This window comes from Hymenobacter sp. HD11105 (genome assembly GCF_054051685.1).
On the sequence record NZ_JBSWBR010000001.1, the window covers coordinates 829,901 to 855,715 of the forward strand.

Genomic DNA, 25,815 nt, shown 5'->3' on the forward strand with positions numbered 1-25,815 from the left:
TTCAAAAGCCTATATAAATAATCTTACTTTCAGAGCCTAATTCATAATCTATCCAAAACCATAAAAAATGAGGAAACTCTTACCATTTTTAGCTAAGCCAGTTCTGCTGGCTATGATGCTATCAGGAAGCTACACTTCCTTCAGCCAGGGAAACAGTCAGGGGAAAGGAAAAGCTGGCAAAAAAGCTGCCCCCCAGTCTGCCGTTAATCACATCAAAAAGAACAAGCAGAAGCTTGGGCTCGAAGACAAGGATATTGCTGACTTGACCCTAAGCAGCGAGACCGATTCGAAGAAAAGTGGCGTTAAGCACTTATATGTACAGCAGCAGTACGAAGGTATTGAGGTGTACGGGGCTATCACCACAGTCACTTTAGATGGTAACGACAACGTTATTTCAATGGGTGACCGCCTGCACAAGCATGTTGGCGAAAAAGTAAAGTCTAAGCAGGTTAACTTAAACGCCGAGGCGGCTGTAGCCGCTGCTGCGAAGTACCTGAACCTATCCTTGAGAGAGCCTCTTTCAGTAAAGGAACAAAGTGGTGATGTAGATAAAGAAACCCTCTTCAGCACCGGCGGTATTTCCTTGGAGCCCATTCCGGCCAAGCTGGTGTATCAGCCTATGGAAGATGGTAGCTTGATGCTGGCTTGGGAAGTAGCGATCTATGAGCTAGATGGCCAGAATTGGTGGAACCTGCGCATTGATGCTGCCAACGGCAACGTGCTGGATAAGCACAACCTGGTTTTGCATTGCGAATTTGACAACAATGGCCCAGCAGGCACTGCATTGCATGATAGCCACGGCCATACGGCCATGTCGCCTTACATAGCGGCCGATGTGAAAGCAAACGTAGCAAACACTGCGGCTGCTGGTGTTGGTAGCTACAATGTGTTTGCTATGCCTTTGGAGAGCCCAAGTGAGGGCCCCCGTTCAATTGTATCTGGCTCCGTTGCCGACAAAATCGCATCTCCTAGCGGGTGGCATTCTACTGGCACTACCAACTATACAACAACCAGAGGCAACAACGTATTTGCCTATGAGGATCCAGACAACACGGGCTACATTGGTTTAGCGCAAGATACATATGGCTACAGCCCAGAAGGTGGTTCTTCCCTAAACTTTGACTTTCCTCTTGACTTCACCAAGCAGCCTGTAGTAAATAGAGATGCAGCCATCACGAACCTGTTCTACTGGAACAACCTGACGCACGATATCTGGTATCGGTACGGCTTTGATGAGCAAAGCGGCAACTTCCAAACGAGCAGCTTTGGAAGAGGTCCTGCTGATGGCGACTTAGACCATGTGATGGCTGAAGCCCAGGACGCGAGGAATATTCCCAACCCTCCTGCTGGCGTGACTACGCGCAACAACGCCAACTTCGCTACTACTCCAGATGGTCAGCGCCCCCGCATGCAGATGTACCTGTGGAGCCCCATCCCAGACCGGGATATGTTCCAGGTTACAGCTCCAGCTGATCTAGCCAAAAGCTACCTTGCTGCCCAAGCATCATTTGGTCCACGGCTGAAGGATACTCCAGTTACCGGTAAGCTTGTACTTGTTAATGGTATCGGTGGCACTTCTACTAATCCAGTAGAAGGCTGTGGCATCCCGACCAACGCAGCTCAGATTCAAGGAAATATTGCTGTGGTGTACCGCGGCAACTGCGACTTCAGCTTGAAAGTGTATAATGCCCAAGCTGCCGGAGCCATCGCTGTCGTCGTTATTAACAACGTGGCTGGTAACCCAGTTATCATGCCTGCGGGTGCAATGCCAGCACCAATTACTATCCCTTCAGTAATGATTTCGAATGTGACGGGAGCGGCTATTCGGGAAAAGCTGAATGCTGGCGTAGAAGTACGCCTGCGCTTGAAAGATGAGAGCACGGGTATTGAACTGGACGGTGACTTTGACAATGGTATCATCGCCCACGAATATGGTCATGGTATCTCTACCCGTTTGGCTGGTGGTCGTCTGCGTACCAACTGCCTTCAGAATGCAGAGCAAATGGGCGAAGGCTGGAGCGACTGGTTCGGCCTGATGATGACGATGAAGGAAGGCGATACGCCTGGTAAAGTTAGGGGTATCGGTACCTACGTTAAGGGTGAGCCAACGACTGGCCTGGGCATCCGGCCTGCTCCTTACAGCACCGATTTTGCCGTTAATAACGCCACGTACGCTACTACCAACCTGACTGCTATCACAGCGCCCCATGGTGTTGGCTTTGTTTGGTCGACTATGCTCTGGGATATGACCTGGGACCTGATAGCTAAGTACGGCTTTGATAAAGACTTGTACAACGGCAAAGGCGGCAACAACATGGCTATGCAGTTAGTAATTGACGGCTTGAAGCTACAGGATTGCAGCCCCGGATTTGTAGATGGTCGCAATGGCATTCTGTTAGCCGATAGAATCAACTACGGTGGCGCTCATCAGGAATTGATCTGGAAGGCTTTCGCTAAGCGTGGTCTGGGCTTCAGCGCTAGCCAAGGCTTGCGTACCAGCCGCTTTGACCAAGTACAGGCATTCGACTTGCCTCCAACGTATCTGTGCACCACTCCGCTGACAGTTACTGCAGTGGCTACTTCCAATGTATTCACGGGCAGCGCAGCTAATGTAGTTTACTTAGGCTATGGTCCTCAAACGGTAATGTTGCAGGCTGATGGTGATCCAACCAACAAGTACACTTGGACTCCAGCTGATGGCTTAAGCGATGCCACCATTGCTAACCCTGTGTTTACGCCTACTGCTGCCGGTACCTACACCTTCACGGTGAAGGCTGTCAACACGGATCTGTGCACCAAGACTGCTTCAATTACTATCACAGTAATTGACGTTCGTTGCGGCAAGAAGAACGACAAAGTACAGGTATGCCAGAAGCAAGGCAATGAGATATGCATCAGCGCTGCTGACGTAATCAATCACCTGCGCAATGGCGGCTCGCTAGGTACCTGCGGTGTGCAAGCAAAGGCCGCAGTAGCTAGTGCAGTAGCTAGCGATGCCTTGTCAACTAACGACTTAACCGCTGCGCCTAACCCCACCAACGCGAACACGACGCTGGCCTTCACATTGGCCGAGAGTGGTGCTTACCGCTTGGAGGTAATGAACATGCAAGGTGCCGTAGTAGCCGTCGTAGCCCAAGGTAAGGGCGAAGCGGGGCAGCGCATCGCCCATGAGTTCAGCAAAGGCCGCCTGGCTACGGGCGTGTACATGGTTCGCTTGACTTCGGGCAAGCAAAGCAAGTTCACTCGCGTCGTGCTGCAGGATTAACGCGGTAGGAATACAGGAGCTTACCAGGAAGGCCGCGACTAGTTCGCGGCCTTCCTTTTTTTGCCTATAATGTCACTGTAAGTCAGCTAATTATCCACGAATGAAGGATCTTGCGCATGAGCAGGGAAGAGTTGAATTAGAAAAAAGCCCCCCAGCTCCACAGCTGAGGGGCTTTTTTCTGAGCGTAGATAAACTTAAGCTGCTGAAGAACACGACACGTGAGCGCCACCCCGCGCAGCAGTTTGCTCAGGTACTAAGGCAATATTATCAATAGACTGCTACTTAGTCGCTGCAGCGCTAGAACATTGTAGCATATCGGCTTGCGCTCCTGTGGTATAGATCGTAGCTATTGCACAGGTACATGAGCGGTTTTGCTACATGCAAGAAGCCGCTCGCTGTCAGCTTAGGTGATGGGCATCATCAGATCAAGTGATCTTGCTCGTGGCATTTGGCCTTGCGCAGTTGCTATTTAGCAGTGCTGGCATCAGTTGTAAAATGGTCAGCAATACGCTTTCTGTCTTACTTTATTCTTTAATGCGATGCTACGCCTGATTGGAAGTGCCGTGTTGGCTGTGCACGGTCTAATTCATTTACTGGGTGTAAGCCCTCAGTTCACTCAATCTGTAACAGCTATTAGCGCCAACTCTGCGCTGAAGAAGTGGTTGCAACTACCTGCAGGCTGGGCAGTTGCTGCGCTTCTGCTGGGCACCGCCGCCCTGGGTGTTTGGGCCAGAAAGCCCTGGTGGTGGGCTGTAGCCGCGGTGGGCATACTCGTGTCGCAGGCGTTCATTATCACACAGTGGCGCGAAGCCTGGGCGGGCACCATTCCAAACATTGCTATTGGACTGGCTGTCCTGGTAGCTGCAGCACTTTCCCTGAGTACGAGCCGAGTTCGGGCCGAGGCGCAGGCGTTGGCCGCTAGTAGTCGGGTCGCGAGTGTGCCACAATTAGTAACGGCTAAGCAGATAAACCGCCTGCCCGATCCGGCCCGCCGCTACTTTACATATGCGGGCATAATAGGGCACCCTATCGTGCAAACAGTGACTGTGCATCAAACTGGCCGCGTCCGCACGAAGCCTGATCAGCCCTGGATGGCCATGAAGGCCGAGCAATATTTTACGGTGCGCCCAGCCAGCTTAATTTGGCTTGCCACTATGTACAAAGCAGGGGTGCCTTTTCTTCAGGTTTGCGACCGTTACAGAGCAGGGCACGGTAGCATGCAAGTACGGCCCGGTGCCCTTCTGACCGTAAGCCACGTTCGTGGCCCCGAAATGGATCAGGGTGCTTTACAACGATTTATTGCTGAGGCCGTCTGGTTTCCAATGGCGTATCTGCAGGATAATATCACCATAGAACCAGTAAATGAGCAGGCTTTCAATGTAACTTACTCAGAAGCTGCCCAACGAGTGACCATCACTCTACACATTGATGCGCAAGGCAAGCTGACGGAAGTAACTGCCCGGCGCTATCGGGAAGTAGATGGGTCATTTGAGCTAAGCAACTGGTCGGTGCAGGTAATAGAATATGGCGAGTTTCAGCACCTAAGATTGCCGAAGGAAGTAAAAATTGTATGGCGCTTACCCGAAGGTGATTTTGAGCCGATAAACATAACTGTGACTAAGCTGCAGTACTCATCTGTTGGCTTTCCGCACGTAAACCAACATTCGCATAAGACTTCTGCATCAGCCTCAACAGCTCTTTTACATCCATTCTCGCTCAACCTTACCGCCTCCTAAGATTGTGAATATAGCTTTTCGAGTTAATGCTTAATGGCAGCAGACATAAAGCCCCCAGCAGCACTCCTGGGGGGCAAAGTAGGCAGGGCCTTAATCTGGGCTTATAATTCTGAGAAGTATACTTTATGCGCTACGTGAGCCAAGCAAACCGGCAATTACATTGAAGCATGATACTACAGGCTCCACCTCATTGACATTTTAAAACTCACTATTGCTTCATGAACCGTGTGCGTTGTGTGCCAGCCCGTAGCTGATATACGCCGCTAGCCAATCGTGATACATCAATTACCACCTGGGAGCTTTGCGCTGGCTGCCGATACACAAGTTGCCCGCGCATATTCCAGATTGTAACCTCCGTATTGAGCGATACGCCGCTCACCTTTAGCACATTTTCTGCGGGCACCGGGCTTACCTCTAGCGCTGCCGGTCCTGTGTTACTAACCACTACTATTTGGGAAAAAGTATTGGCGCCATCTGTATCTGTTTGCCGCAAACGGTAGTACACTATGGGCTGCGGCGGTGCAACATCGAGAAATGAATAGCTGTGGCGACGAAGGGTGGTGCCTTGGCCAGCTACTCTTCCAACGGCTTCAAACTCGGTTCCTGATAGACTCCGCTCCAAGGTGAAGCCCGCGTTGTTCTGTTCGCTGGCCGTAGTCCATTGCACCCGCACACCCGCAGGCACAGCTTGAGCACTAAACTCTACTAAGCTCACGGGCAGCGGTTTGCCTAATATGCTTTTCAAGCGTAAAGCCTCATACCAGCGCTCAGCCATCTTTTCCTCCCCGCGCGCGTTGGGGTGAAGTGCATCATACAGGTCTACTCCTTCTTCAAGACTGAAACCGGTGTTTTGGTCAACCACAACAACGGGCGACTCGGTAGTGCTTTTCTGATTAGCTAAGGCGGGTAGTAAGGCATTCAGCGCCGTGATATCATCATTGACTTCGCGGGAGATGTTGCTGGGGATAAGCTGCGCCAGTAACACTTTCATTGCTGGGTTTGCTTTCCGCACCTCATCAATGATTTTGCCCAAGTTGTCGCGCGTACTTTCTATGCTCTTTCTGTCTACTAGGTCGTTGGTGCCGGCATGTAGCAGTATAATGTCTGGCTGGTGATCGATGGACCATTGTCTGACTTCAGGAAGAAGCATGGTGGTATTCCACCCACCATGACCATGGTGTTGCTTATCAAAGTCTGGGTTTGGCGGGGGGCCATCGTAATTACTTTCTTGCCCACCTACAAAATCCACACTATCCATCTCAGCTAGAGCTATACTAGCTAGCAGTTTCTTCCAAAGCGGCCGGCGATAGCTATCCAAAATGGTGTCACCATGAGTAATAGAATCACCCACTGGCATAATCTTAATTTTGGTCTGCGCTTGGACAATTGTCGGCCATAGTCCCAAAATGCTCAGTAAAACAACCTGCAAAAGACGATTTGCTGATCGTTTTGGTGGAAGAATTTTAATAAGAGTGTAATGACTATGTATCAACTTATTCTTGCTTTGGCCCTATTAGGTAAATTTAAATAGCCATACGAATGAATCATCTAGTTAGATCTCCTCGGCTAATAATACAATATTGCCTTATGAAGCTGCAATAACCGAACTTAACCACTGCTAGAGAGCATTGGTTCTTGCCATTACTAATTAATCAAGTTATCCGAGGCTATAGTTGAATAAATTATGACACTTTCAGAACCGAGCAGGCTCCAACAAGTTGATGATAACAACCGCACATTGACTATGCATATAAGCAAAATCGCCAGCTAGCTATCAAGCTAACTGGCGGGTTTATAATGAGCGAGAAACGAGGTTCGAACTCGCGACCCTCAGCTTGGGAAGCTGATGCTCTACCAACTGAGCTACTCTCGCGATATATGTGGTAAACAAAAATACGTTACATAAATCAATTTGCAACTAGGGTGCGTATCGAAAGAAAGCACCGTTGTAATAGGGTCGTGCTGAGTGCCTGAACTGCTCGTGCCGACTAGTGCCTGATTCGTTTACTTTAAATTGTGTTCTATGGCTGATCTACCTGCTAGCCGCTCTCGTAGTTATTTGTACCTGATAGCAGGAGTTACGCTGTTGGTGCTACAATTCATACGTCTGCCTGGGCACTACGCTGCTTGGCAGAGTGGGACTGTTGACACGTTCCGGTTTACAATGAGCGTCATAGCGATAGTAGTTGCCATTCTTATGATTCGTTTTGGCTGGCGAATGCGGCGTGATGGAAAAGCGTCCGATGAGCCCGGCGACCATTCTATTTCTTAAGCAGACCTAGGTTGTTTGCTGACAGCGTAGCTTTGTGCTGTCATTCTTTCTGGCTTTATGTCCTCTCCACTTCGTATCTCAGTAGCTAAACGCACTGCCACGGTGGCGTCCCAACTCGCTGAACTGGGGCGGCAAACTTTTCAGGCCACCTTCGCTGCCGATAACCGGCCCGAAGATATGGCGGCTTATCTAGACGAGAATTTCAACCCGGAGAAGCAGTTTGTTGAACTGCAAAATCCGCAGACCACTTTCCTGTTGGCGCACATGCAGCAGGAATTGGTTGGGTATGCTAAATTATCAGTCGACTCTACTCTGGGGCTGGAAGACAACAAACCTGCTACTGGACGCCTGGAAATTGAGCGGCTTTATGTGCGCGAAGATTGGTTGGGTACTGGTCTCGGGGCCACGCTGATGCGGCGAACAATAGAAGAAGCCCGCAAGCAAGGCTGCCGAACAGTTGTTTTGGGCGTGTGGGAGCACAACCGGCGGGCTGTCGAGTTCTACAAGCGCTTCGGATTCAGAGAAATAGGTCGTCATGAGTTTCAACTCGGTGAAGACGTTCAGAACGACCTCATTCTGCGGAAAGGACTTTAAGCACCTGTCTCCTATAGCTGAGTTGGCGACTAGTATGTAGCTTAAGTCTTCCGATAAGTAGCAATGGGCAAGTTGCTTATAAGCAACAATCATAGCTGGCAAGTAGGCACTTGATAGCAGCTTGCACCCGCACATATACCGTCTTCGGTGCCAACTGCGTTACTTTGCCCTATTGCTCACCAACCCACATGCTGTGCGAAAAGACCGGCGCGCCTACTTCTTCCTTGGTTCTTTATTGGCTACTCGGCTCTCGTGGTGCCTACCGCTTGTTCTGGCTTATCTGCTCAGTGGCTGTTCTGCAGATAGTCAGGAAAGTACGTTGCCGCCGCCCACTGGGCATTTTGAAGGGCCCCTGACTTACCAAGGTACCGAGCTACGTGCTAGTCTAGATTTGCGGGAAGTGCAGCCAGGACAATTGCAGGGCGAAATACGATTGGCCGACCGGCAAAATATGAGTCTGCCCACGCAGCAGATTACGTATCAGCACCCACGCCTGACGGTGCGCTGGGCTACCGGCGCATCCAGCAGCTTTACTGTTGACCTCACTCGTGAGGGAGATTTTCTGAAAGGAAAGTTTGCTGTCGACAGCGCAAATGCAGATGTTTTGTTGGTTCGTAGAGGTGAGGCGGAGCCATTGCCGTATCGCCAGCAGCTACTTAAGTATAACAGTGGGGGCAATACGCTGGCGGGTACGCTACTCGTGCCCGACGATACTTTGCAAGCGCATCCGGCCGTGGTTGTGCTTCAAAATGCCCCTCAGCAAACGGCGCTGTCGGTCCAGCTCTTGACCGATGTACTGGTGCGCCAAGGTTTTGTCGTGCTGTTTACAGCCGGACGGCCTGCTACCTCCGCTGCGCCGACCAACCCTGATTCGCTAGCCACAGATGTGCTGGCGGCGGCGCGAGCATTGGGCAAGACAGCGGACGTCGACTCATCTCGTGTTGGATTGTTAGGTAGCAACAATGGGGCTATCGCGTTGGCAATGGCGGCCATCCAAGACGATAAAAAAGACAGCGCGATACGCTTTGTGATAGCCGTTGGAGCGCCAGGTACTTCGCCCGCGGCCCGTGCAGCCGGGCAAACTACGCAGGCGTTACGAAAGCAAGGCGCCAGCCTCGCCGATCAGCGGTTGGTTGCGCTAACTCATGGGCAATTGGAAGAGTATGTGCAGCGCGAAGGACAGGGCGACACGAACCGGCTGCACCGTAACCTGCGAAAAATTGCCCCCCAGCCCTGGGCTAAGCTTACTGGTTTGCCAACTAGAGTACCCACCCGCGCTGAGCTTAACCAGCCTCGCTGGCGGGAGATGTCCTTCGACCCGCACCGCACGTGGGCTCAGGTGCGCGTGCCCGTGCTATTGCTGTACGGGGGAGCCGATACTACGCTGAACGTCCAGGCCAGCGCTGCGCGCCTGCGCGGTAGCGCTGGCAGCCGGGGTGGGTCGGCGGTGCGAGTGTACGCTGGCGCCGACGAGCATCTGCTGTTGCCCATGAGTGCTGACAGCGGCAAGTGGCAGTGGCCCCGTCCCGCTCCGGGCTATGTAAACGATCTTATTGGCTGGCTACGCGAGCGCCTATAGGTTAGCAGCTACAAGGGCGTGTGGTAGCAGCTTAAAATAGGAGCATTCCTTTTTCTCGTAGTAGTCGCCACGCCGCCGAATTCAAAAAGGCTTCGAATGATACCCCCGCCGCTGCAGGAAAGCTGCGGGCTACGTCCTTCAGCAGCACTTTCGTGTCATAGTCGGTGGTGAGCTGGGCGCAGAGGTCGTGCAGCCACTGGCCAATGATGGGAGTGGTTTTGATCTCGAAATCTTCAGCTTGTTCATAAAACGTGAGTACCGTTAGGGGGGCTTTTTTACCCGCCTCGACGCGCAGCTCGGGCGCATTACCAAGCCAGAAAAGCCGCAGGTTCTGTTTGGCAAAGTCAGGCTTTGGCGCTTCCTGTACGGCCTGTTGAATAAGGTGGCGCGGTACGGTTGGTTTGGGTACCCGGAAGTCAAACCAAAAGGAAAGTGGCTCCGTTAGGTTTACGCCGTGGAGATAATTGTACAAAGCTTTAGCTAAGCCGGGTCCAAATTGCTCGTGGTCGGTGCCGGTGGGGTCGTCGTGCCAGAGGTCGTTCCAGGCAAAATTGCCGGGCTCAGGCCCTATGGGCACAACCTGGTATTTAGCGGGGTTCTTACCCACTGGGCTGTGCGCCGTCATGGAGAAGCGGTGCCAATACCCCGACTGAACCACGCCCGCGGCAAATAGCTGCCGCACCACCTCGAGCGAATCAATTGTTTCCTGGGCAGTTTGAGTTGGGAAGCCGTACATCAGGTAGGCGTGCACCATAATGCCGGCTTGGGTAAAGCCATCCGTCACGCGAGCTACTTGAGCAATAGTCACTCCTTTCTCCATCAACGCCAGCAGCCGATCAGAGGCTACTTCCAAGCCACCGGATACAGCAATGCAGCCCGAGGCGGCTAACAAACGACAAAGGTCAGGTGTAAAGGTTTTCTCAAACCGAATATTACCCCACCACGTGATATTGGTGCGCCGCTTTAGCAGCTCAAAGGCCAAGTCGCGTAGGGCTAGAGGCGGAGCAGCCTCATCCACGAAGTGAAAGCCCGTTTGGCCGGTTTGCTGCACAATTTGTTCGATGCGGTCGGCCAAGAGGGCCGCGGGGGCCGTTTCGTAGCGGGAGATATAGTCGAGCGTGACATCGCAGAAGGAGCAGCGCTTCCAGTAGCAGCCATGAGCCACGGTAAGCTTGTTCCAGCGACCGTCGCTCCAGAGGCGGTGCATGGGATTTAGCACCTCAATTACCGATAAATACTCGCTCAGCGGCAGGTCACTATAGTCGGGCGTGCCGACTTCCGGGTGCGAAATATTCGGTGCCTCCGGATTATTGAGATACTCTACTTCACCAGCTTCATTGCGCAGAAAGGTGCGTTGTAGTAGCGTTTTGTTTGTAACCAGCATAGACAACGTATCCTGGACGCTTTCCTGCAATGCTACAGAACCGAAGGCTGATTGACTCAGCGCACCGGCCACTTCGCTCTGCTGCTGGGCGTAGTGTTCTGCCTTTTCCAGTTGAATGTGCTCCAACAGGCGTAGCCACGGGCCTTCCCCGTCGTCGAGGGTTAAGTAATCGATGTAATCGAAAAAGCGAGGCTCTTTTATTTGCCGCAGTTCGGTATTGGGGTAGCCCCCACCCATCAGCGTCTTGGTTTTGGGGCGACGCTCCTTTATACGCTTAGCTAAGCGCAGGGCACCGTATAAATTACCCGGGAAGGGTACCGTGAAGCCTATTACGTCGGGCTCGGTGCGGTCTAACAGATCATCAAGTAGCTCTAGTAACAGCTCGTCCAGTAGGTTTGGCGGCGCTTGGAGGGCTTCGTACAGCGGCTCAAAGCTAGTGGCCGACATCGCCAACTTTTCAGCGTAGCGCGAAAAGCCGAACTGTGGTCCTACTGTCTCCTTAATCAGGTCAGCTAGATCTTCAAGGTAAAGCGTAGCCAAATGACGGGCCTGATCGGTGAGGCCCATGGTGCCGAAAGCTGCTTCAAGGTCAGCTACGTTGTCGAAGCGAGAAGCTTCGGGCAAAAAGCGGCCGTGACAGATTCGCGAGGCGAGCGTCGTGTCCTTGTTCTGCAAAAATCGAATAACGGGCGCAATGGTAGCAACATAGCTGCCTTGAAGGCGCAGCATGCGACGGGCATTGTCGGAAAGCGTAAAGCTGCCGGCTTCGATGGCGGCGAAAACACGTCGCAGCCCGGCCGGCGAAAACAGCTTCAGCACCAACTCCAACCCTAAGTCGGCCTGCGTGCTAGCGTAACCGCGTCCACCCAAAAAGCCTTTTATGTAAGCAGTGGCTGGGTAGGGCGTATTAAGCTGCGTAAGCGGCGGCGTAAGGAGAAGAATGCGGGGACTGGTCACAGCGGCAGGACTACGGATAAGGGCATAAAGGTACCGAACCGTAAGGGCGCATCAATCCGTTCCGTCAGCTTACAGCTGTTTTGCGAGGGCAACAAAGGCGAGCACCGTAGTATCGAAAACACGGTACTCGCCTCTGCCCCGACAACAAGGCTGTAGCACTAACGGCAGAAAAGACGAAAGGCGAAATTTGCCCCCTAGCGGCCTATAGCTCGTCGAGGGAAAGGCGCTTAGGCATTAGGTCGCGGCGGAACTCGCTCACCGACCGGCCCGTGACCTGCCGAAACTGGTTGCTTAGGTGCTGGCCACTGCTATACCGCATCTGATCAGCTATTTCGCTGAGGGTCATTTCGCTGTAGCTAAGCATCTCTTTTACGCGCTCAATTTTGAGGCGAATCAGATACTTCTCAATGGTGAGATTAGCGGTGCGCGAAAAGACTTTGCTGAGATGCGAGTAGGTGGCTGAAAACCGGTCCGTGAGGAAAGCCGACGTAGTAAGCGGCATTCGGGCGGTTCGGAGGTGCTCCAAATACTCAATTAGCGAGCCTTTGATTTGCTCGGTGAGTTGCTCGGCCCGGCCAGTGAGTACGTCGAAGCCAGCTTCGCGTAGAATGGGGGCCACAGTGGCGGGGTCAACGGGGGTCGAATGATTCAACTGGGCGTGGCCTAGCTTTACCTCGGTTGGTTGATACCCAGCCTGTTCGAGCAGGTGCCGCACGGCGTCAATGCAACGTGGGCAAACCATGTTTTTGATGTGGAGCAGTGTAGTTTTCAAGGGCGAGGGTTTAGGTTTTGGTTTGGACGCGGGGCCGAACGAGTCGGCTTCCGAGAAGTTGAGGCAGTTGCAGCTGGACGGCTGCGGGGGGCGGGTTTTGACTGATCGGAGGCCCAAGCTGGACCGAACCAATTAGCCGTTGCCCAATTGACAAAAGGGACAACTCCTAGAAAGGTAACAAACAAGAGCCAGAAAAATAAAAAGAAGGCTCCGAACACACGCGTAAACAACTCATTATGTAAGCCAAAAACATAGACAACTAGCAGTATCGCTAGGGCCAAGCTTACACCCATTAATACGCTTATACGGCGCAACAGCGGCCGATAAGTGAATAGTAGAGAACGACTAGATGGCATGGCAAAATGGTAAGCACGACATCAAAGATATTGTTTCTAAAACTTTTTTGTTTGCCAGGCCACAACGCACTCCAAGAGCTCTTGTTGTATAGCTTGGCCTTGATCTTTAACGGACCACGCGTTCATCTGTTTGATTAACTGCGTGATAGGTAAATCAGATTCTGCGTGAAGACGCTGAGATAAGGCCTCAGCAGCCGTTGGACGTGGGCCCCAATTTCCTAATTCGGTAAGGGTAGCGGCGTCCAGACAAATAAGCTTCGGGATACTGTTCTTGCCGTTGGTCTGGTACTCGGCCATTACGTCAGGGTGTTCGAAGCGGAGCAAAATGCGCAACTCGATGCGATGCTTGGAGGCTTCGGCCAGATGAGCTAATAGAGGTAAGTGGTGGGCCGTATCACCGCACCACGCTTCGGCCAGCACCACCCACCGCCAAGAGCGAGCCAACTGACCTAGTAACTCTACTAACTCCGGAAGTAAGGGATATTGGTAAGCTTGGTCAAGCAAGGCTTGATTTTGCTCAGTGGTTCTGATAAGCAGCGGCAACTGATCGGGGCCACTCGTGCGGCGCTCCTGGGCTAGCTGACCCACCAGAGCACGAAACTCTGGATAGCTCAGCGCAGCATCAAGCACGGCAGAAGTGAGGGGCATAAGGCCGGGAGTAGGAGAAAGCAAAAAGCTGAACAGAATACTCTAATGTACATACATTAATTTATTTTTTCTAGTTCGCATTTGCTCGCTAAGTAGTTGGCGCCAACCGCCGCCCCAAACTGCCGTATCTAGAGTCTGGCACTTCATCTCAGCATGTGTACTCTTCCTTTCGAACTATGAAAATCTCCTTTTTGCCTCGCCTCCTGCTTCTGGGGGGCATTTTTGCAGCCGTTCTCACTAGCTGCAGCACCGGCACCGACTCGGGTGATACCAACGTGGAAAACGGCGCGGCCAAAGAACAAGTAAATGAAAACGTGTCGGAGGGCAACGACCCCGATGACAAGTTATATACCACCTCCGACGCAGCCACCAACGGCACGGCCTCCGACACGTCTACCGCCAAATCTGGGAAGCAGGTGTACGACGAAGCCCAAGACCGGCAAGACGAAAACGTGGACGGCAAAGCTGGGCCACAGTAATCATATCGCACAAAAAAGCCCCCCAGAGCTACTCTGGGGGGCTTTTTTGTGTTGATGGAATATTAATAGAACACAAAGCTGTTGGGGCCAATATTGACCGTAAACGAGTCGATGGCGGCACCAGTGGCTTGGTAGCGAATCACTTTGCCTGCTGTAGTAAAAGGTGAAATAGAGCCGTAAATCGTGTTATCCTTGGGGTCGATGCCCAGACCGTAGAAGCTGCGACGAATAAGGGGCGTCGTGGGCAGCGCCGTAGCACTCGCGCTGAGCTGGTACACCCCTCGGCCATATCTATAATATAGCTGGTTGCGGGCGCCGTTAGTGGTCAAGCCGCTGGGGCCGCCGCTGGTGAAGGGCAGCGTTGTCTTGGCCGTCGGGTTGCTGGGGCTAAAGCGTATCAGCGCGCCGTTGGTAGAGGAAAGCACAGCGTACGGAGGCGTAGGAGCATAGCGCGTAATGCCCGTGCAGCCTACCCAAATATTGCCTTCACTATCCTGAACTAAGCTTCCGGGCCCATCCTGCACCTGAATAGTCGTTTCTACCGCGTCGGAGTTAGGATTAATAACACTGATGGTGTTTTCATCGGAGTTAGCAACGTATACTTTGCCATTGGCCAATAAAAGCCGTTCTGGCTGCCGACCGACCGGAATGGTCTTCGTTACGGTATTCGTGCGAAGGTCGATAACGGCTATGCGGCCCGGCTGACCGCGTTCAACCCACTCAGTGAGGTAAGCTTTTTCGGCATTCACGGCCAGCAGGTAGCGGGGCTGCTTTAGGTCGGTGATAGTCGCTATTTCCTTGAAGTTGGCCATCGTTACTACTTCCACCTTGCCCGTGGCATTCACCACGATGTAGCCCCGGTCGCCAACCACCGTCATTGACTGCACTACATCGCCCAGAATGCGATTATTGGCACTGAAGAATAAGTTGTTATTCGCTACCGTGCTGGACGTTTTGCTGAAAAGACTGATGGCACCATTAGGGGTGTTGAACTGCCCTTCATTCACGATATAGACACTGGTGCCATCGCCAGCCGGAGCAGGCGGCGCGCCAGGGCCCTCGTTATCCGGGTCGCAGCTAAATAGGGCGAGAGCACCCGCTCCAGTGAGCAGTGTGCGGGTAAAAAAAGAAGAAAGACGGTGTGAAAACATAAAAATGAGGTAAGAGAAAGGAAGAAATATTAGCGCCAGGTAAGCCGTAAGCTAAGAGCCGCATTGCGCGGCGGCATCGCCCGATAGGCGTAGATTTGGTAGTCGCGGTTGGTGAGGTTGAAGCCCTGCGCCAAAACTGTCAGCGCCCAGCTAGGAGCGAGAATTAAGGTTCGGCCCAGGCTGGCGTTGAGGAGAGTGTAAGAGGGAAGAAAAGCGACGGCTGACGCGTCGGTGTAGCGGTAGCCTGTGAAGGTGAGCCCCGTCGTCAGCTGCCACCGATGCCACTGGTGGTCGGTGGTGAGTGTGGCGGTATGCAATGGCACGTAAGGCAGCTGTCGGCCCGCTGGGTCAGGGTCTTCGGCAGTACCTTTTACCTTTTCTGATTGGGTGAAGCCATAGGCCACTCGCGCTGTCAGCAAATAGCCCCCCAGCCGCCCATTAAGCTGAGAACTTGCCTCCAAGCCTTGAGCCCGCACTTGGCGCAGATTGCGGGGCGTATAGCTTCCCTGGACACCTGGCACCCACTGCACCCAGTCATCAACGAGCTGATGGTAGGCTGTTACTTCCGTTTGCAGCTTCCAAGCGGTATTGTGGGTAAACTGATGGCGCAGCCCAGCCTCGTAGCCAAAACCATTTTCGGGGCGCAGATTGGGGTCGCCGGTGCGCCAAAATCGCTCGTTGAGGGTGGGAGCGCGGTAGCTGCGTGAGGCGCTGGCTTTAAGCGAAACTTGTTGGGTAGGCCTTTGCCAGAACTGCCATTCGGCGCCCACCGTCGGGGCCAACGGCGGCTGGCGGTTGGTAATGAGTGCCTGCCGTATGTTAGCCGTAAGCTGGAGCCGCGGCACCGGATCGTAGCGCAATAGCCCGAAACCCGAAAATCGGTTTTCGGTTACCGTTCGGCCATAGCCATCTACTTCAGCCGCAAAGTGCTGGGCTTCCGCTCCAAGACGTAAGCTGGCCTTGCGGTTGAAGGTAAATGTGTGCTCAGCCTGGACCTGCGTTGTACGCACCCGCGAATTGCTCGTCAGGTCGTCGTTTTCGTAGTTAATAATGTCCTCAAACCAAGCCACGCGCACCGCTGACTCGTGGCGGGCGGAGGCTACATGCCGGTAGCCTGCTAATAGGCGCCGGCTCTGGTCCCGCTCGCGGGCGTGGTTGTTACCCGCGCCGATGGCCGGCTGGAGCTGGCGGTCAGCATCGGTGAGCCAGACGGCGGCGGTTATCTCACCGTGTTGACCCAAACGAAGCGTGGCGTCTTGGGTTAGGCTCCACTGGCGCAGGGCTGCGTTTTGCTGCCGACGGCGTACCACGCCTGTTATCTCGGGCGAGTTATAAGGAAAATCGTTGTCGGCCTGACGGTAAGAGGCGGCAGTGCGGAGGGCTATCTTTTGATTACTGAAGCTGCCTTCTAAACTGCCGGCCCTCAAGCTATACTGTCCACCATCAAACTGAACGCTGGCTTGGCTGCCCGCTTCCCAGCGAATAGGAGAGCTTAACAGTACCGTGCCGCCCACCGCGCCCGTCCCATAGGTAGCACCAGCCGGACCGTGCTGGATATCCAGACGAGTATTTGCGCCGGCGGGCAGCAGCGCAAAATCCGCCTCACCCAAAGAAGGCAGATTGATGTTGAACCCATTCCATAGCACTGCCGTGTGCCGGGCCGAGGTACCGCGGATCGTAATGGAGGAAAGCTGCCCCGGTCCGTAGTTTTTGATGTAAAGCGGAGTGCGTGCGGCTAGCACATCGGTAAGCGTGCCGGTGCGAAATAGGCTTAGAGCCAGCGAGTCGATAGTAGTAAGGCGGCTTCCCACGGCAAACCGGCCAGGGCGGGCGGCTTGCACGCGCACATCGGGCAACAGCTGAACAGTTGAAAGCTGGCTGGAATCAGGTGCCGGCGTAGTTGCGCTGGTACTGCCGCTACTTTGCTGCGCTAGGCTGGGCGAAGCAGGCAAAATGCCCCCCAGCAGCGCCAGCGCGGCTAGCAACTTCGACGGCCAAGGCCGACAAACTCTTGGTGTACTCATCATCCGAACTAAATTTTCGGTTTAGGAAAATTCAGTTCAAAACCTCACGAATGCCTTCCAAAAATGGAAAACTGCCGCAAAGCCGAGGCCGAAAACAGGTGAAATCGGCTACTCGCTAGGAGCAGCCACTGCATTCGTTCTCCGCCTTTCCTCCGAAAGCGCTGAACATATACTTGTATAGGCAGGTCTCCTGGCTTGCTTCTGGTGGCGCCGCCTTCCCATTTCTCCGGCTGCTACTTGCGTAGCAGCTCTCAACGAAACAGTGGCAGGGGGATTGGCCCACCCTCACTTGAAGCTTACAGTTGCGGGGACAGCTCCCGAATTGAACGGGATTCCCTTTTCAGCCTCGCCCCACAATCGGGGTCTGGCCACCTATAACGGCGGCAAAGATAGCGGCATTTAAGCAAGAATTGCAGGAGTTAACCCTGATAGTAAGCGACGGTGGCGGTGCCAACCTCGGCCGTATCCGTATAGCAAGCTGAAACTGACGCTCGTACTCAACGCAATGACCACAAAATTGCCCCCCAGCTTTTACCGTCGCCCCGATCCTGTGCTGATTGCCCGCGAGCTTCTCGGTAAGCATGTGTTTTCAAACCTTGATGGTGCTCTGACTGGCGGCCGTATTGTGGAGGCTGAAGCGTATTCACACACCGGCGACCAGTCACTTGTGATGCACCTGAAGCGGCGCGGCAAGCACGGGCAGGCGCTCTACGAGCCGGGTGGGCGAACTTACCTCTACCAAGTGTATCAGCGGCATACATTGTTTAATATCAGCACCAATGAAGCCGATAAGCCCGATACCGTGCTTATCCGAGCCATAGAGCCGCTGATAGGATTAGATATAATGCTAGAGCGGCGCGGTCTGGCAGAAGTCTCACCAAAGCTGACGGCCGGACCGGGCCTTCTTACCCAAGCCCTAGGCATTACGCCCGCACTCACGGGCACCGATTTGCAGGGTGATGTGCTGTGGCTCGAAGATCAGGGCGAATATATACCAGAGGACCAGGTGCGCCGAAGCGCGCGGGTAGGCTTGGCTTACGCTGGCACAGTGGCGGCTACACTTCCCTGGCGCTTCCAGATTACTGGTAGCTCCTGGACAAGCAAGGCTAGTTAAGTTTGATGGAGTCTCAGTAATCTGTAATTAGAAAAAGCCCCTAGAGTTGATTCTAGGGGCTTTTTCTAATTACAGATGAACTTACACAATACTTACTCCGCCCAATCCGAAAAGTCGGTGGTTTGACTTTTCTCGCAAACCAGTACTATAAGACGGCCACGCAAGTCTGTGGTAGCAAACAGGTAGATGTCGCCACCTTCGCGAATGCCGGTGCGAAGGCGAAAATCAGCCACAGAATCAGGAAAATTGCGGGTGGTGACGTGCGCGCGCGCTTCGGGGCCGAGGTGAGGCAAAAGTGCGTCACGGTCGTAGCGCTCAGCGGCCCGAATGCGGAATATGCGGCCTGGGAAGTCGGGGCGAAGGGTATCAGCGGTATATAAATGGCTGTGCTGATGCAGTTTCAGCAGTTCGAAAGCGGTGCCAATGCTCTTGAAGCCACCTGCTTTCAGAATAGCCACATTAGGCTCGTAAAGGTACTGTTGGGGCTCTGCATAGCGCGGAATAGCTCTGGCTTCGCGGGCCCGATTCAGTCGAAATTCCTGTTGCTGGCCATTACGCAGCAAGTTTACAGTCAGACGTTCAGGATCAACGGCAGCTTCGGGACCTAACTCGTAGAGCACTTCCTTACACTCATTATCTACTGCCACTACCCACAGACGTCGTACTTGGCGTAACTCTGCTAAAGCCTGCTCAATGTCGAGCATTGGCGAGGTTTTGAGCAGCACCCGCCGGCTTTTGTGCAGCAGAAGAGGAAGCAGGCGCAACACATCTGGCTCACAGTCTTGCAGCCGATAGATTTTGCGGGCGGCCGTATCGCGCCGGGCTGGGTCCAGATAGATCCAGTCGAATGTGTCGGGCGTGTTTTTAAGGAAGCTAACCGCGTCGGCAGCGTGAAGCTGTACATTATGGACACCTAGTTGGGCCAAGTTGTAGGTGACTACGGATACCAGTTTCGGATCGCGCTCCACGTAATGTACCTCAGGTATCTGAGAGGCAAAGTAGGTAGTGTCGACCCCAAACCCGCCGGTTAAGTCCGCTAGGCGCTGTCCGCCCACGAGGCTGGCTTTGAACGCCGCTGTGCGCGCCGACGAAGCCTGCTCCACGGAAAGCGCAGTGGGGAAAACCAAATCTGGATTATCAGCCCAAGCCGGAATCTTTACCCGTGCCTTCTGGCGAGCCTGGATCTGACGAACCAGGTCGGGCACTGGTAAACCCGGATAACGCCGGGCCTGAAGGGCAAGTTGGGCAGGATCGTGGTATAGGTGGTCGGCAACGTACTGCCGAGCCGCGTCGGGCAGCGGGAAGTTCATGGCTATGCTTACGCAAAAACAAACTCTTTAGCGCAAACTAACGCAAACTCCAGCGCAATGCGAGTTGAGGGTGACCAGTGGAGGCAGCTGTAAGGCCTACCCCAGTAGGTGCCAAACGCTGAAATGCCCCCCCGCGGGCTGCAGGCCAACTAGCGTTGTGCGCTTCTACTGCCCGTTGAAAGTGAGAGTTGGTATTGCGGTTGATGAAGACGTTGGCCAACAAACTGGCTGCCGCTACACCTAGCGCAGCTTTCTGCGAATTGTTGAAATAACGCTGTTCACCTTCACTAGCCAATACTTGCTGACCATAAAAGCCGAGGGCACCAACAAAGGTTAGACGCTCGGCTAAGAACAGCCACTTCTGCTGCCGATAGCTATTCAAGTGCTGTAGTGCCTGCTCGTTGCCAGCTAGATAAGGCCGGAGCCGCTGTCCAAAAAAGCCAGCATTTATATACTCCTCCCCACCTTGGGGGGCAAAATAAAAATTCTTCTGCCGCCCATTCAGCCCCCGACCCTGATCCTCGGGACTAATACGCAGAATAGTGGGCGCCTGCTGAGCACGGGCAGCGCAAAAAACCAACTGAAAACAGAGCAATAGGGCAAAAGAGCGAAGTTGACGCAGATGCATAGGAGCGGAAAATGACAGGAAACGGCGAAAGGTACTTGACTACAGCAAGGCGTAATTAGTTCAGTGCTACTCAAAACTTTAGCCTGCTTACTCAACAAAAGGGCCAGGACCTACGTTCTGAGGCCAGTTTCTTTAGCTTTTTCACCCATCAATCCGCTTATGAACAATTTTGCAACTTCTTTCCGCCGCTACCTCTTACTGGCTACCGTGCCCGCTGCTGCGTTGGCTTTCTCTAGCTGCGGTAAAGACAAAGACAATGGCCCAGGCAATGGCCGTGTGATGGCCGTACACGCGGCTGCTTCGGCTAACGTGCGCGTAAAAGTGCTGATCAATAATTCTGAAGTAGGCCAACTCAACTATGGTCAGAATTCAAGCTATCTGAATGCTCCTGCCGGCGCTCAAGAAGTAAAAATCAACGTAGCCGATACGGATCAGAATGCCGCAACGCAAACCGTCACTATCGAACGTGACAAGAACCAGTCGCTTTTCGCCTACGCTCCAAACACAACGGCGAATGCCGTTGCCTTGCTGGCCGTTGCTGATGACCTGACGGCCCCCGCCACCGGGAAAGCAAAAATTCGTTTGGTTCACCTTGGACAGGGAGCTCCCAGCCCTGTAAACTTGGCGCAGGCATCGGCCTCGGGCGCTCCAGTGAATGTAATTACAACGGTGGCCTTTCCTACGGCTTCAGCTTTTGTGGAAATAACACCCGGTGATTACAATTTTATTGTGACGAACAGTACCAACGCAACTGTGACTTCAGTAGGCAATGGGACTGGCGCAGGTACTGGCATCAGAAATTACGCGCCCGGTAAAATTTACACAGTATTAGTACGTGGCGTAGCCAGCAGCCTTAATCAAACCCTGCAGCCTCGCGCTACAGTTATCGAAAATAACTAGCTCAGCGTTAGCTAGTCTTGCTTATTTAAAGCCCTTATCCTTACTTAGGATAAGGGCTTTGTTTTTACCTCCGACTAACAATTTGATTACCTTTGCAGTTGAATAGCAAAAAATAACTATATCATGGTTGAGACGACCTACGTTCCCTACAAAGTAAAAGACATGTCGCTGGCCGAATGGGGCCGCAAAGAAATCCGTTTGGCAGAGGCAGAAATGCCGGGCCTAATGGCTTTGCGTGAAGAGTTTGGTGCTTCACAACCCCTGAAAGGTGCCCGCATTGCTGGCTGCCTCCACATGACCATTCAAACGGCGGTGCTCATCGAAACGCTTATCGCGCTTGGAGCCGACGTGACTTGGTCGTCGTGCAACATCTTCTCAACTCAGGACCACGCTGCTGCGGCTATTGCTGCTGCTGGCATTCCGGTATATGCTTGGAAAGGCATGAATGAGGAGGAGTTTAACTGGTGCATCGAGCAAACGCTGTATTTCGGTGAAGACCGTCAGCCTCTGAACATGATTCTGGATGATGGCGGCGACTTGACCAACATGGTGCTGAACAACTTCCCTGAACTGGCCGCTGGTATCAAAGGTATTTCGGAAGAAACCACCACAGGCGTACTGCGCTTGCTGGACCGGGTGAAAAACGGCAGCCTACTTATGCCCGCCTTCAATATCAATGACTCCGTAACCAAGTCGAAATTCGACAATAAGTATGGTTGCAAAGAGTCGGCAGTAGATGCTATCCGTCGGGCAACCGACGTGATGATGGCCGGCAAGATTGCCGTTGTAGCTGGCTACGGTGACGTTGGAAAAGGTACGGCTGCTTCGCTGCGTGGTGCTGGTGCTCGGGTTATCGTAACTGAAATTGACCCAATCTGCGCACTGCAGGCTGCTATGGACGGTTACGCAGTAAAGAAGATGTCGAATGCCATTAAAGAGGCCGACATTGTAGTAACTGCTACCGGCAACTGCGATATCATCACTGAGGAGCACTTCCGTGCGTTAAAGGATAAGGCCATCGTTTGCAACATCGGTCACTTCGACGATGAGATTGACATGGCTTGGCTTAACGGCAACTACGGCCACACCAAAGACACCGTAAAGCCTCAGGTTGATTTGTATAACATCGACGGCAAAGAGGTTATCATCCTGGCTGAAGGTCGCTTGGTAAACTTGGGTTGTGCCACTGGTCATCCTTCGTTCGTTATGTCGAACTCGTTTACAAACCAAGTATTGGCTCAGTTGGAGTTGTGGCAGAATGCTGACCAGTACGAGAACAAAGTGTACACACTACCTAAGCACCTCGACGAGAAAGTAGCTTACCTGCACTTGGCCAAAATTGGCGTTGAACTGGACGAGTTGAAGCCTAAGCAAGCTCAATACATCGGCGTAGATGTACAGGGCCCGTTCAAGTCAGACCTGTACCGGTACTAGAATTTAGTTCAGTTTAGAAAAGCCCCCTAGACGATGTCTGGGGGGCTTTTTTATTGAATAAAAATTACTCGGCAACTGTAAACCATGGCACTCTTATTCGGCCGGGCATAGCATATATCTCGACGCTGTCGCCAGCTTCTACCCGCTCATAATAATCTTGGGTGATGGTTACATCTTCACTATTCGGGCGGGGTCCCCAAGGGGTAACCTTCAAATAATAGGTAGTGGTTTTGCCTCCGCTCATACGCTTGTCTAGCACTTTGGCTTCATATCTTGTAGCGGTACCTTCATCGAAAGCACAGTTATAGGATAGAGTACCCGCAAAGCCATACAAGGCGGCACCGATGAGTATTGTAGGCAGCAAACTCACCAGTGAGTCATTGCGAAAAACAAAGTCGCGACTGCCCATTAACAGAGCTATAACAGCAACAAAAGCTACAGCCGCCGCTTGAGGCCAGAGCGGAGTGTAATCTAGGATGTCAAAATCTAGCAGCACACGTAGCAACAACGAAGCTGCGGGTCCAATTACAGCGATAGCCAGAGATGGATAAGCACTGTTTTTTCTCTCATCAAGACGAATAACACCGTTGTGTAGCCACAGAACAATCGCAGCAAGTATCGGCACCACTAAGCCGGCTATAATTGCCCATTGATAAGGCTGCGGGCGCAAAAAAAGCCATAAGGCTGTTGCGCCACCTACAGTATTAAGTATCTGAGCTGCTTTTCGAGCTTTGTTCAGCTTTTCTTCCCGCTCGCTGGACGTACGGCCTAGCTCATCATCTTGCAAAAGCTTTGCTACTTCCTGCTCTTGCTCCAGAGCATCTAGATCGGGGTATCGGTTTGCAAACCAGCGCTGCATGGATTCATAATTTTCGCTGGTGTAGCCTATCCGAATCTTTGGATCGGTGAAGGTAATAGGAAAGATATGGGTGTAATGTTGGTCGATGCGATATCCTTTGATGTTTGCCAGCGGTAGTTCTTTACGCCGAAAGGCACCTTCATAAATAAGCTTATCGTCGGTAATAATATGTTTGGCTTTCATAATCTCTAGTAGACCAGATATGAAAAAGCCAGCCATTCCTATCGCTAAGGCGGAAAGCCCAATAGTCAACCCTAGTTGTTTCTCATCCCACATCAGAAAGGGCATTGCTATAAACAGCAGTATAAGCGGCGGAGCCATAACGTACATAAATAGGCGCCAACCTTTGGCGGTGCCGTATTCCTGCCGCACTTGCGGTGGTTGAGTAGTAAGCATGCAGGGTAGAGTTAGGAAATAGGGGAGAGGGAAATGAGTGAATAAAGGAGTGATAGTTGAGACATTGATAGCGAAACTGAAGCCAAAGTCTGCTTTCCGAGACGAGCAACAGCAAGAAGCTGTGTCCAAATACAGATATTTGCCACTCTATGTCCCTTCCCCTGTCAGTCGTCATTATCACTTTCAATGAAGAGCACAATATCGGTCGTTGCCTAGATGCGCTCGGCGACGTAGCTGATGAGGTAATCGTGGTAGATTCATTCTCCACCGACCAAACAGTAAGTATTTGCCAAAGCCATGGTGCGCGCGTAGTGCAGCACGCTTTTGCTGGCTATGTAGAGCAGAAGAACTTCGCTACCGCCCAGGCCCGCCACGACCATGTGCTCCAGCTCGACGCCGACGAAGTATTGACCGAGGAGCTGCGCCAAAGTATCCGAGAGGCTAAGCAAAACTGGCAGGGCGCAGGTTATACTTTGGCTCGCCTCACTAACTACTGTGGCACTTGGATACGTCACGGCGGCTGGTATCCCGACCGTAAGCTGCGCCTCTACGATCGGCGTCTCGGCCGTTGGACTGGTTTGCTTCTGCATGAGCGTTATGAGGTAGCTGGGGGGCAAAATGTAGGTGCCTTAACTGGCGACCTGCTCCATTATTCCTATGACTCTGTGGCGCAGCACGTAGCGCAGCTCAACCGTTTCACCAGTATTGCCGCCGAAGAGCTACTGTTGCGTGGGAGAGGAGATGCCACGCTTTTTCATCTTTTGCTTAAACCTATCTGGAAGTTCGTGCACGGCTACTTTCTGCGTTTAGGTTTCTTAGATGGTTTTGCCGGTTTGTGCATTGCTAGTATTTCAGCGGGGGGCATTTTTTTGAAATATGCCAAGCTGCGTACCCTGTCAAGACCTGACGCTACATGAAAACCTTCCTAGTAAGCCGGACTGATGCCATTGGCGACGTGGTACTGACCCTGCCTGTCTGCGGGCAATTGAAACGTTTATTCCCGGGGTGTCGGGTTGTACTTATTGGCCGTACCTACACGCAGGCGGTAGCAGAGGCTTGTCCGCAGGTCGATGGGTTTATTAATGCTGATGAACTGCTGAAAATGCCTCCCAGCGTTCAGGTTGCTTTGCTTCAGGCAGAGAAAGTCAGCGCCATTATTCACGTTTTCCCGAATAAGGCGTTGGCTCGACTGGCACAGCGAGCTGGTATTCCCGTGCGTATTGGAACCCGCAACCGCTGGTTTCACTGGCTAACTTGCAATCGGCTGGTTGCTTTGAGTCGCCGCCACTCACCCTTGCACGAAGCTCAGCTAAACTTGCGTTTACTGGCTCCCCTCACAGCTTCAACGCTTGATTTGCCATTAGCTGAAGTAGCGACACTGAGTAATTTGCAGCCCACAGAGCCGCTGGGGAGCAATTTTCAGCAGTTACTTCAGCGCCGTGAAGCGCAGCAGCTCAATATTATTCTGCATCCTAGCTCGCGCGGCAGCGCCCGAGAATGGGGCCTCGACCACTTTGGCACCCTTGCGCATCTATTACACCAAGCTGGTCACCGCGTTTTCATTACCGGCACTGCCGCCGACGGCGAAACACTGCGCCCGTGGCTAAACGCCCACGCCAATACTCTCACCGCTGACCTTACCGGCCAGCTTTCCTTACCGCAGCTGCTCTCCTTTATTCACGCCGCCGATGGTCTCGTGGCCGCCAGCACCGGCCCGCTGCATCTTGCGGCCGCGTTAGGACGATATGCGCTTGGAATTTATCCGCCCCTGCGGCCTACAGATCCTGGCCGTTGGGCTCCGCTGGGCCCTCATGCTGAGTACCTCGTGTTCGACCGCCCCAACTGTACCGACTGCCGGGCGCAGCCTGCAGCGTGCACGTGCGTGCGTGCTATCCAGCCAACGCAGGTGTTGGCACGTATTTCGGGGTGGCAACCATTAGTTGTTTCAGTATCCTGA

19 protein-coding genes, 1 tRNA gene and 1 riboswitch are annotated in these 25,815 nt (G+C 53.0%); of the genes, 10 read left to right on the plus strand and 10 right to left on the minus strand.

Annotated elements, in window-relative coordinates; all coding sequences use genetic code 11:
• Positions 1–67: 67 nt before the first annotated feature.
• Positions 68–3,265 carry a T9SS-dependent M36 family metallopeptidase gene (locus ACW9KT_RS03665; protein WP_457078034.1) on the plus strand — a complete coding sequence of 1,066 codons (3,198 nt, stop codon included), beginning with the start codon at positions 68–70 and terminating at the stop codon, positions 3,263–3,265.
• A gap of 539 nt (positions 3,266–3,804) precedes the next feature.
• Positions 3,805–5,001, plus strand: a complete 1,197-nt coding sequence (locus ACW9KT_RS03670) for a DUF6544 family protein (RefSeq protein ID WP_457078035.1) — start codon at positions 3,805–3,807, stop codon at positions 4,999–5,001.
• 208 nt (positions 5,002–5,209) lie between these two features.
• Here the strand turns inward: ACW9KT_RS03670 and ACW9KT_RS03675 are convergent, their stop codons facing one another.
• Positions 5,210–6,358 (minus strand): GDSL-type esterase/lipase family protein, encoded by a 1,149-nt coding sequence (locus tag ACW9KT_RS03675; protein WP_457078036.1) that lies wholly within the window; start codon positions 6,356–6,358, stop codon positions 5,210–5,212.
• Between the two features lie 443 nt (positions 6,359–6,801).
• Positions 6,802–6,874 (minus strand) — tRNA-Gly (locus tag ACW9KT_RS03680).
• A gap of 456 nt (positions 6,875–7,330) precedes the next feature.
• Between ACW9KT_RS03680 and ACW9KT_RS03685 the strand changes: the two genes are divergently transcribed.
• Positions 7,331–7,867 carry an N-acetyltransferase family protein gene (locus ACW9KT_RS03685; RefSeq protein WP_457078037.1) on the plus strand — a complete coding sequence of 179 codons (537 nt, stop codon included), beginning with the start codon at positions 7,331–7,333 and terminating at the stop codon, positions 7,865–7,867.
• Positions 7,868–8,060: 193 nt separating this feature from the next.
• Positions 8,061–9,446 (plus strand): alpha/beta hydrolase family protein, encoded by a 1,386-nt coding sequence (locus ACW9KT_RS03690; RefSeq protein ID WP_457078038.1) that lies wholly within the window; start codon positions 8,061–8,063, stop codon positions 9,444–9,446.
• A gap of 31 nt (positions 9,447–9,477) precedes the next feature.
• Here the strand turns inward: ACW9KT_RS03690 and ACW9KT_RS03695 are convergent, their stop codons facing one another.
• The 3 genes from ACW9KT_RS03695 to ACW9KT_RS03705 form a co-directional block, all read right to left on the minus strand.
• Positions 9,478–11,787 (minus strand): B12-binding domain-containing radical SAM protein, encoded by a 2,310-nt coding sequence (locus ACW9KT_RS03695; protein WP_457078039.1) that lies wholly within the window; start codon positions 11,785–11,787, stop codon positions 9,478–9,480.
• A 202-nt stretch (positions 11,788–11,989) separates the two neighbouring features.
• On the minus strand, positions 11,990–12,559 hold the full coding sequence (locus ACW9KT_RS03700; protein WP_457078040.1) for an AraC family transcriptional regulator: 570 nt from the start codon (positions 12,557–12,559) through the stop codon (positions 11,990–11,992).
• Between the two features lie 392 nt (positions 12,560–12,951).
• Positions 12,952–13,563, minus strand: a complete 612-nt coding sequence (locus ACW9KT_RS03705) for a thioredoxin family protein (RefSeq protein WP_457078041.1) — start codon at positions 13,561–13,563, stop codon at positions 12,952–12,954.
• 176 nt (positions 13,564–13,739) lie between these two features.
• Between ACW9KT_RS03705 and ACW9KT_RS03710 the strand changes: the two genes are divergently transcribed.
• Positions 13,740–14,042, plus strand: coding sequence for a hypothetical protein (locus ACW9KT_RS03710; protein WP_457078042.1), 303 nt, complete (start codon positions 13,740–13,742; stop codon positions 14,040–14,042).
• Between the two features lie 62 nt (positions 14,043–14,104).
• On the opposite strand, the gene ACW9KT_RS03715 is transcribed toward ACW9KT_RS03710, so the two are convergent.
• Both ACW9KT_RS03715 and ACW9KT_RS03720 read right to left on the minus strand, forming a co-directional pair.
• Positions 14,105–15,193 carry a DUF5074 domain-containing protein gene (locus ACW9KT_RS03715; RefSeq protein WP_457078043.1) on the minus strand — a complete coding sequence of 363 codons (1,089 nt, stop codon included), beginning with the start codon at positions 15,191–15,193 and terminating at the stop codon, positions 14,105–14,107.
• Between the two features lie 29 nt (positions 15,194–15,222).
• On the minus strand, positions 15,223–17,217 hold the full coding sequence (locus ACW9KT_RS03720; RefSeq protein ID WP_457078044.1) for a TonB-dependent receptor: 1,995 nt from the start codon (positions 17,215–17,217) through the stop codon (positions 15,223–15,225).
• Between the two features lie 163 nt (positions 17,218–17,380).
• Positions 17,381–17,608: riboswitch (cobalamin riboswitch) on the minus strand.
• Positions 17,609–17,722: 114 nt separating this feature from the next.
• Here ACW9KT_RS03720 and ACW9KT_RS03725 point away from each other — a divergent pair.
• Complete coding sequence (locus ACW9KT_RS03725) at positions 17,723–18,331, plus strand: DNA-3-methyladenine glycosylase (RefSeq protein ID WP_457078045.1); 609 nt, start codon at positions 17,723–17,725, stop codon at positions 18,329–18,331.
• Between the two features lie 92 nt (positions 18,332–18,423).
• Here ACW9KT_RS03725 and ACW9KT_RS03730 read toward each other — a convergent pair whose 3' ends face one another.
• On the minus strand, positions 18,424–19,641 hold the full coding sequence (locus ACW9KT_RS03730; RefSeq protein ID WP_457078046.1) for a class I SAM-dependent methyltransferase: 1,218 nt from the start codon (positions 19,639–19,641) through the stop codon (positions 18,424–18,426).
• Positions 19,642–19,678: 37 nt separating this feature from the next.
• Positions 19,679–20,269 carry a hypothetical protein gene (locus ACW9KT_RS03735; RefSeq protein WP_457078047.1) on the minus strand — a complete coding sequence of 197 codons (591 nt, stop codon included), beginning with the start codon at positions 20,267–20,269 and terminating at the stop codon, positions 19,679–19,681.
• A 159-nt stretch (positions 20,270–20,428) separates the two neighbouring features.
• On the opposite strand from ACW9KT_RS03735, the gene ACW9KT_RS03740 reads away from it, so the two are divergent.
• Together ACW9KT_RS03740 and ahcY are read left to right on the plus strand one after the other, a co-directional pair.
• Positions 20,429–21,169: a DUF4397 domain-containing protein gene (locus ACW9KT_RS03740; RefSeq protein WP_457078048.1), complete on the plus strand. Its 741-nt coding sequence runs from the start codon at positions 20,429–20,431 to the stop codon at positions 21,167–21,169.
• A gap of 123 nt (positions 21,170–21,292) precedes the next feature.
• Positions 21,293–22,603: an adenosylhomocysteinase gene (ahcY, locus tag ACW9KT_RS03745; protein WP_457078049.1), complete on the plus strand. Its 1,311-nt coding sequence runs from the start codon at positions 21,293–21,295 to the stop codon at positions 22,601–22,603.
• Between the two features lie 64 nt (positions 22,604–22,667).
• On the opposite strand, the gene ACW9KT_RS03750 is transcribed toward ahcY, so the two are convergent.
• Positions 22,668–23,858 carry a hypothetical protein gene (locus ACW9KT_RS03750; RefSeq protein ID WP_457078050.1) on the minus strand — a complete coding sequence of 397 codons (1,191 nt, stop codon included), beginning with the start codon at positions 23,856–23,858 and terminating at the stop codon, positions 22,668–22,670.
• Between the two features lie 149 nt (positions 23,859–24,007).
• On the opposite strand from ACW9KT_RS03750, the gene ACW9KT_RS03755 reads away from it, so the two are divergent.
• On the plus strand, positions 24,008–24,775 hold the full coding sequence (locus tag ACW9KT_RS03755) for a glycosyltransferase family 2 protein (RefSeq protein ID WP_457078051.1): 768 nt from the start codon (positions 24,008–24,010) through the stop codon (positions 24,773–24,775).
• On the plus strand, positions 24,772–25,815 hold the full coding sequence (locus tag ACW9KT_RS03760) for a glycosyltransferase family 9 protein (protein ID WP_457078052.1): 1,044 nt from the start codon (positions 24,772–24,774) through the stop codon (positions 25,813–25,815). The genes ACW9KT_RS03755 and ACW9KT_RS03760 overlap by 4 nt, the downstream gene beginning before the upstream one ends.

Excerpts from the sequence above, each read along its gene's own strand:
- ACW9KT_RS03665 (WP_457078034.1), top strand. The coding sequence starts at position 68 with ATGAGGAAACTCTTACCATTTTTAGCTAAGCCAGTTCTGCTGGCTATG.
- ACW9KT_RS03670 (WP_457078035.1), top strand. The coding sequence starts at position 3,805 with ATGCTACGCCTGATTGGAAGTGCCGTGTTGGCTGTGCACGGTCTAATT.
- ACW9KT_RS03675 (WP_457078036.1), bottom strand. The coding sequence starts at position 6,358 with ATGCCAGTGGGTGATTCTATTACTCATGGTGACACCATTTTGGATAGC.
- ACW9KT_RS03685 (WP_457078037.1), top strand. The coding sequence starts at position 7,331 with ATGTCCTCTCCACTTCGTATCTCAGTAGCTAAACGCACTGCCACGGTG.
- ACW9KT_RS03705 (WP_457078041.1), bottom strand. The coding sequence starts at position 13,563 with ATGCCCCTCACTTCTGCCGTGCTTGATGCTGCGCTGAGCTATCCAGAG.
- ACW9KT_RS03710 (WP_457078042.1), top strand. The coding sequence starts at position 13,740 with ATGAAAATCTCCTTTTTGCCTCGCCTCCTGCTTCTGGGGGGCATTTTT.
- ACW9KT_RS03715 (WP_457078043.1), bottom strand. The coding sequence starts at position 15,193 with ATGTTTTCACACCGTCTTTCTTCTTTTTTTACCCGCACACTGCTCACT.
- ACW9KT_RS03720 (WP_457078044.1), bottom strand. The coding sequence starts at position 17,217 with ATGAGTACACCAAGAGTTTGTCGGCCTTGGCCGTCGAAGTTGCTAGCC.
- ACW9KT_RS03725 (WP_457078045.1), top strand. The coding sequence starts at position 17,723 with ATGACCACAAAATTGCCCCCCAGCTTTTACCGTCGCCCCGATCCTGTG.
- ACW9KT_RS03730 (WP_457078046.1), bottom strand. The coding sequence starts at position 19,641 with ATGAACTTCCCGCTGCCCGACGCGGCTCGGCAGTACGTTGCCGACCAC.
- ACW9KT_RS03735 (WP_457078047.1), bottom strand. The coding sequence starts at position 20,269 with ATGCATCTGCGTCAACTTCGCTCTTTTGCCCTATTGCTCTGTTTTCAG.
- ACW9KT_RS03740 (WP_457078048.1), top strand. The coding sequence starts at position 20,429 with ATGAACAATTTTGCAACTTCTTTCCGCCGCTACCTCTTACTGGCTACC.
- ahcY (WP_457078049.1), top strand. The coding sequence starts at position 21,293 with ATGGTTGAGACGACCTACGTTCCCTACAAAGTAAAAGACATGTCGCTG.
- ACW9KT_RS03750 (WP_457078050.1), bottom strand. The coding sequence starts at position 23,858 with ATGCTTACTACTCAACCACCGCAAGTGCGGCAGGAATACGGCACCGCC.
- ACW9KT_RS03755 (WP_457078051.1), top strand. The coding sequence starts at position 24,008 with ATGTCCCTTCCCCTGTCAGTCGTCATTATCACTTTCAATGAAGAGCAC.
- ACW9KT_RS03760 (WP_457078052.1), top strand. The coding sequence starts at position 24,772 with ATGAAAACCTTCCTAGTAAGCCGGACTGATGCCATTGGCGACGTGGTA.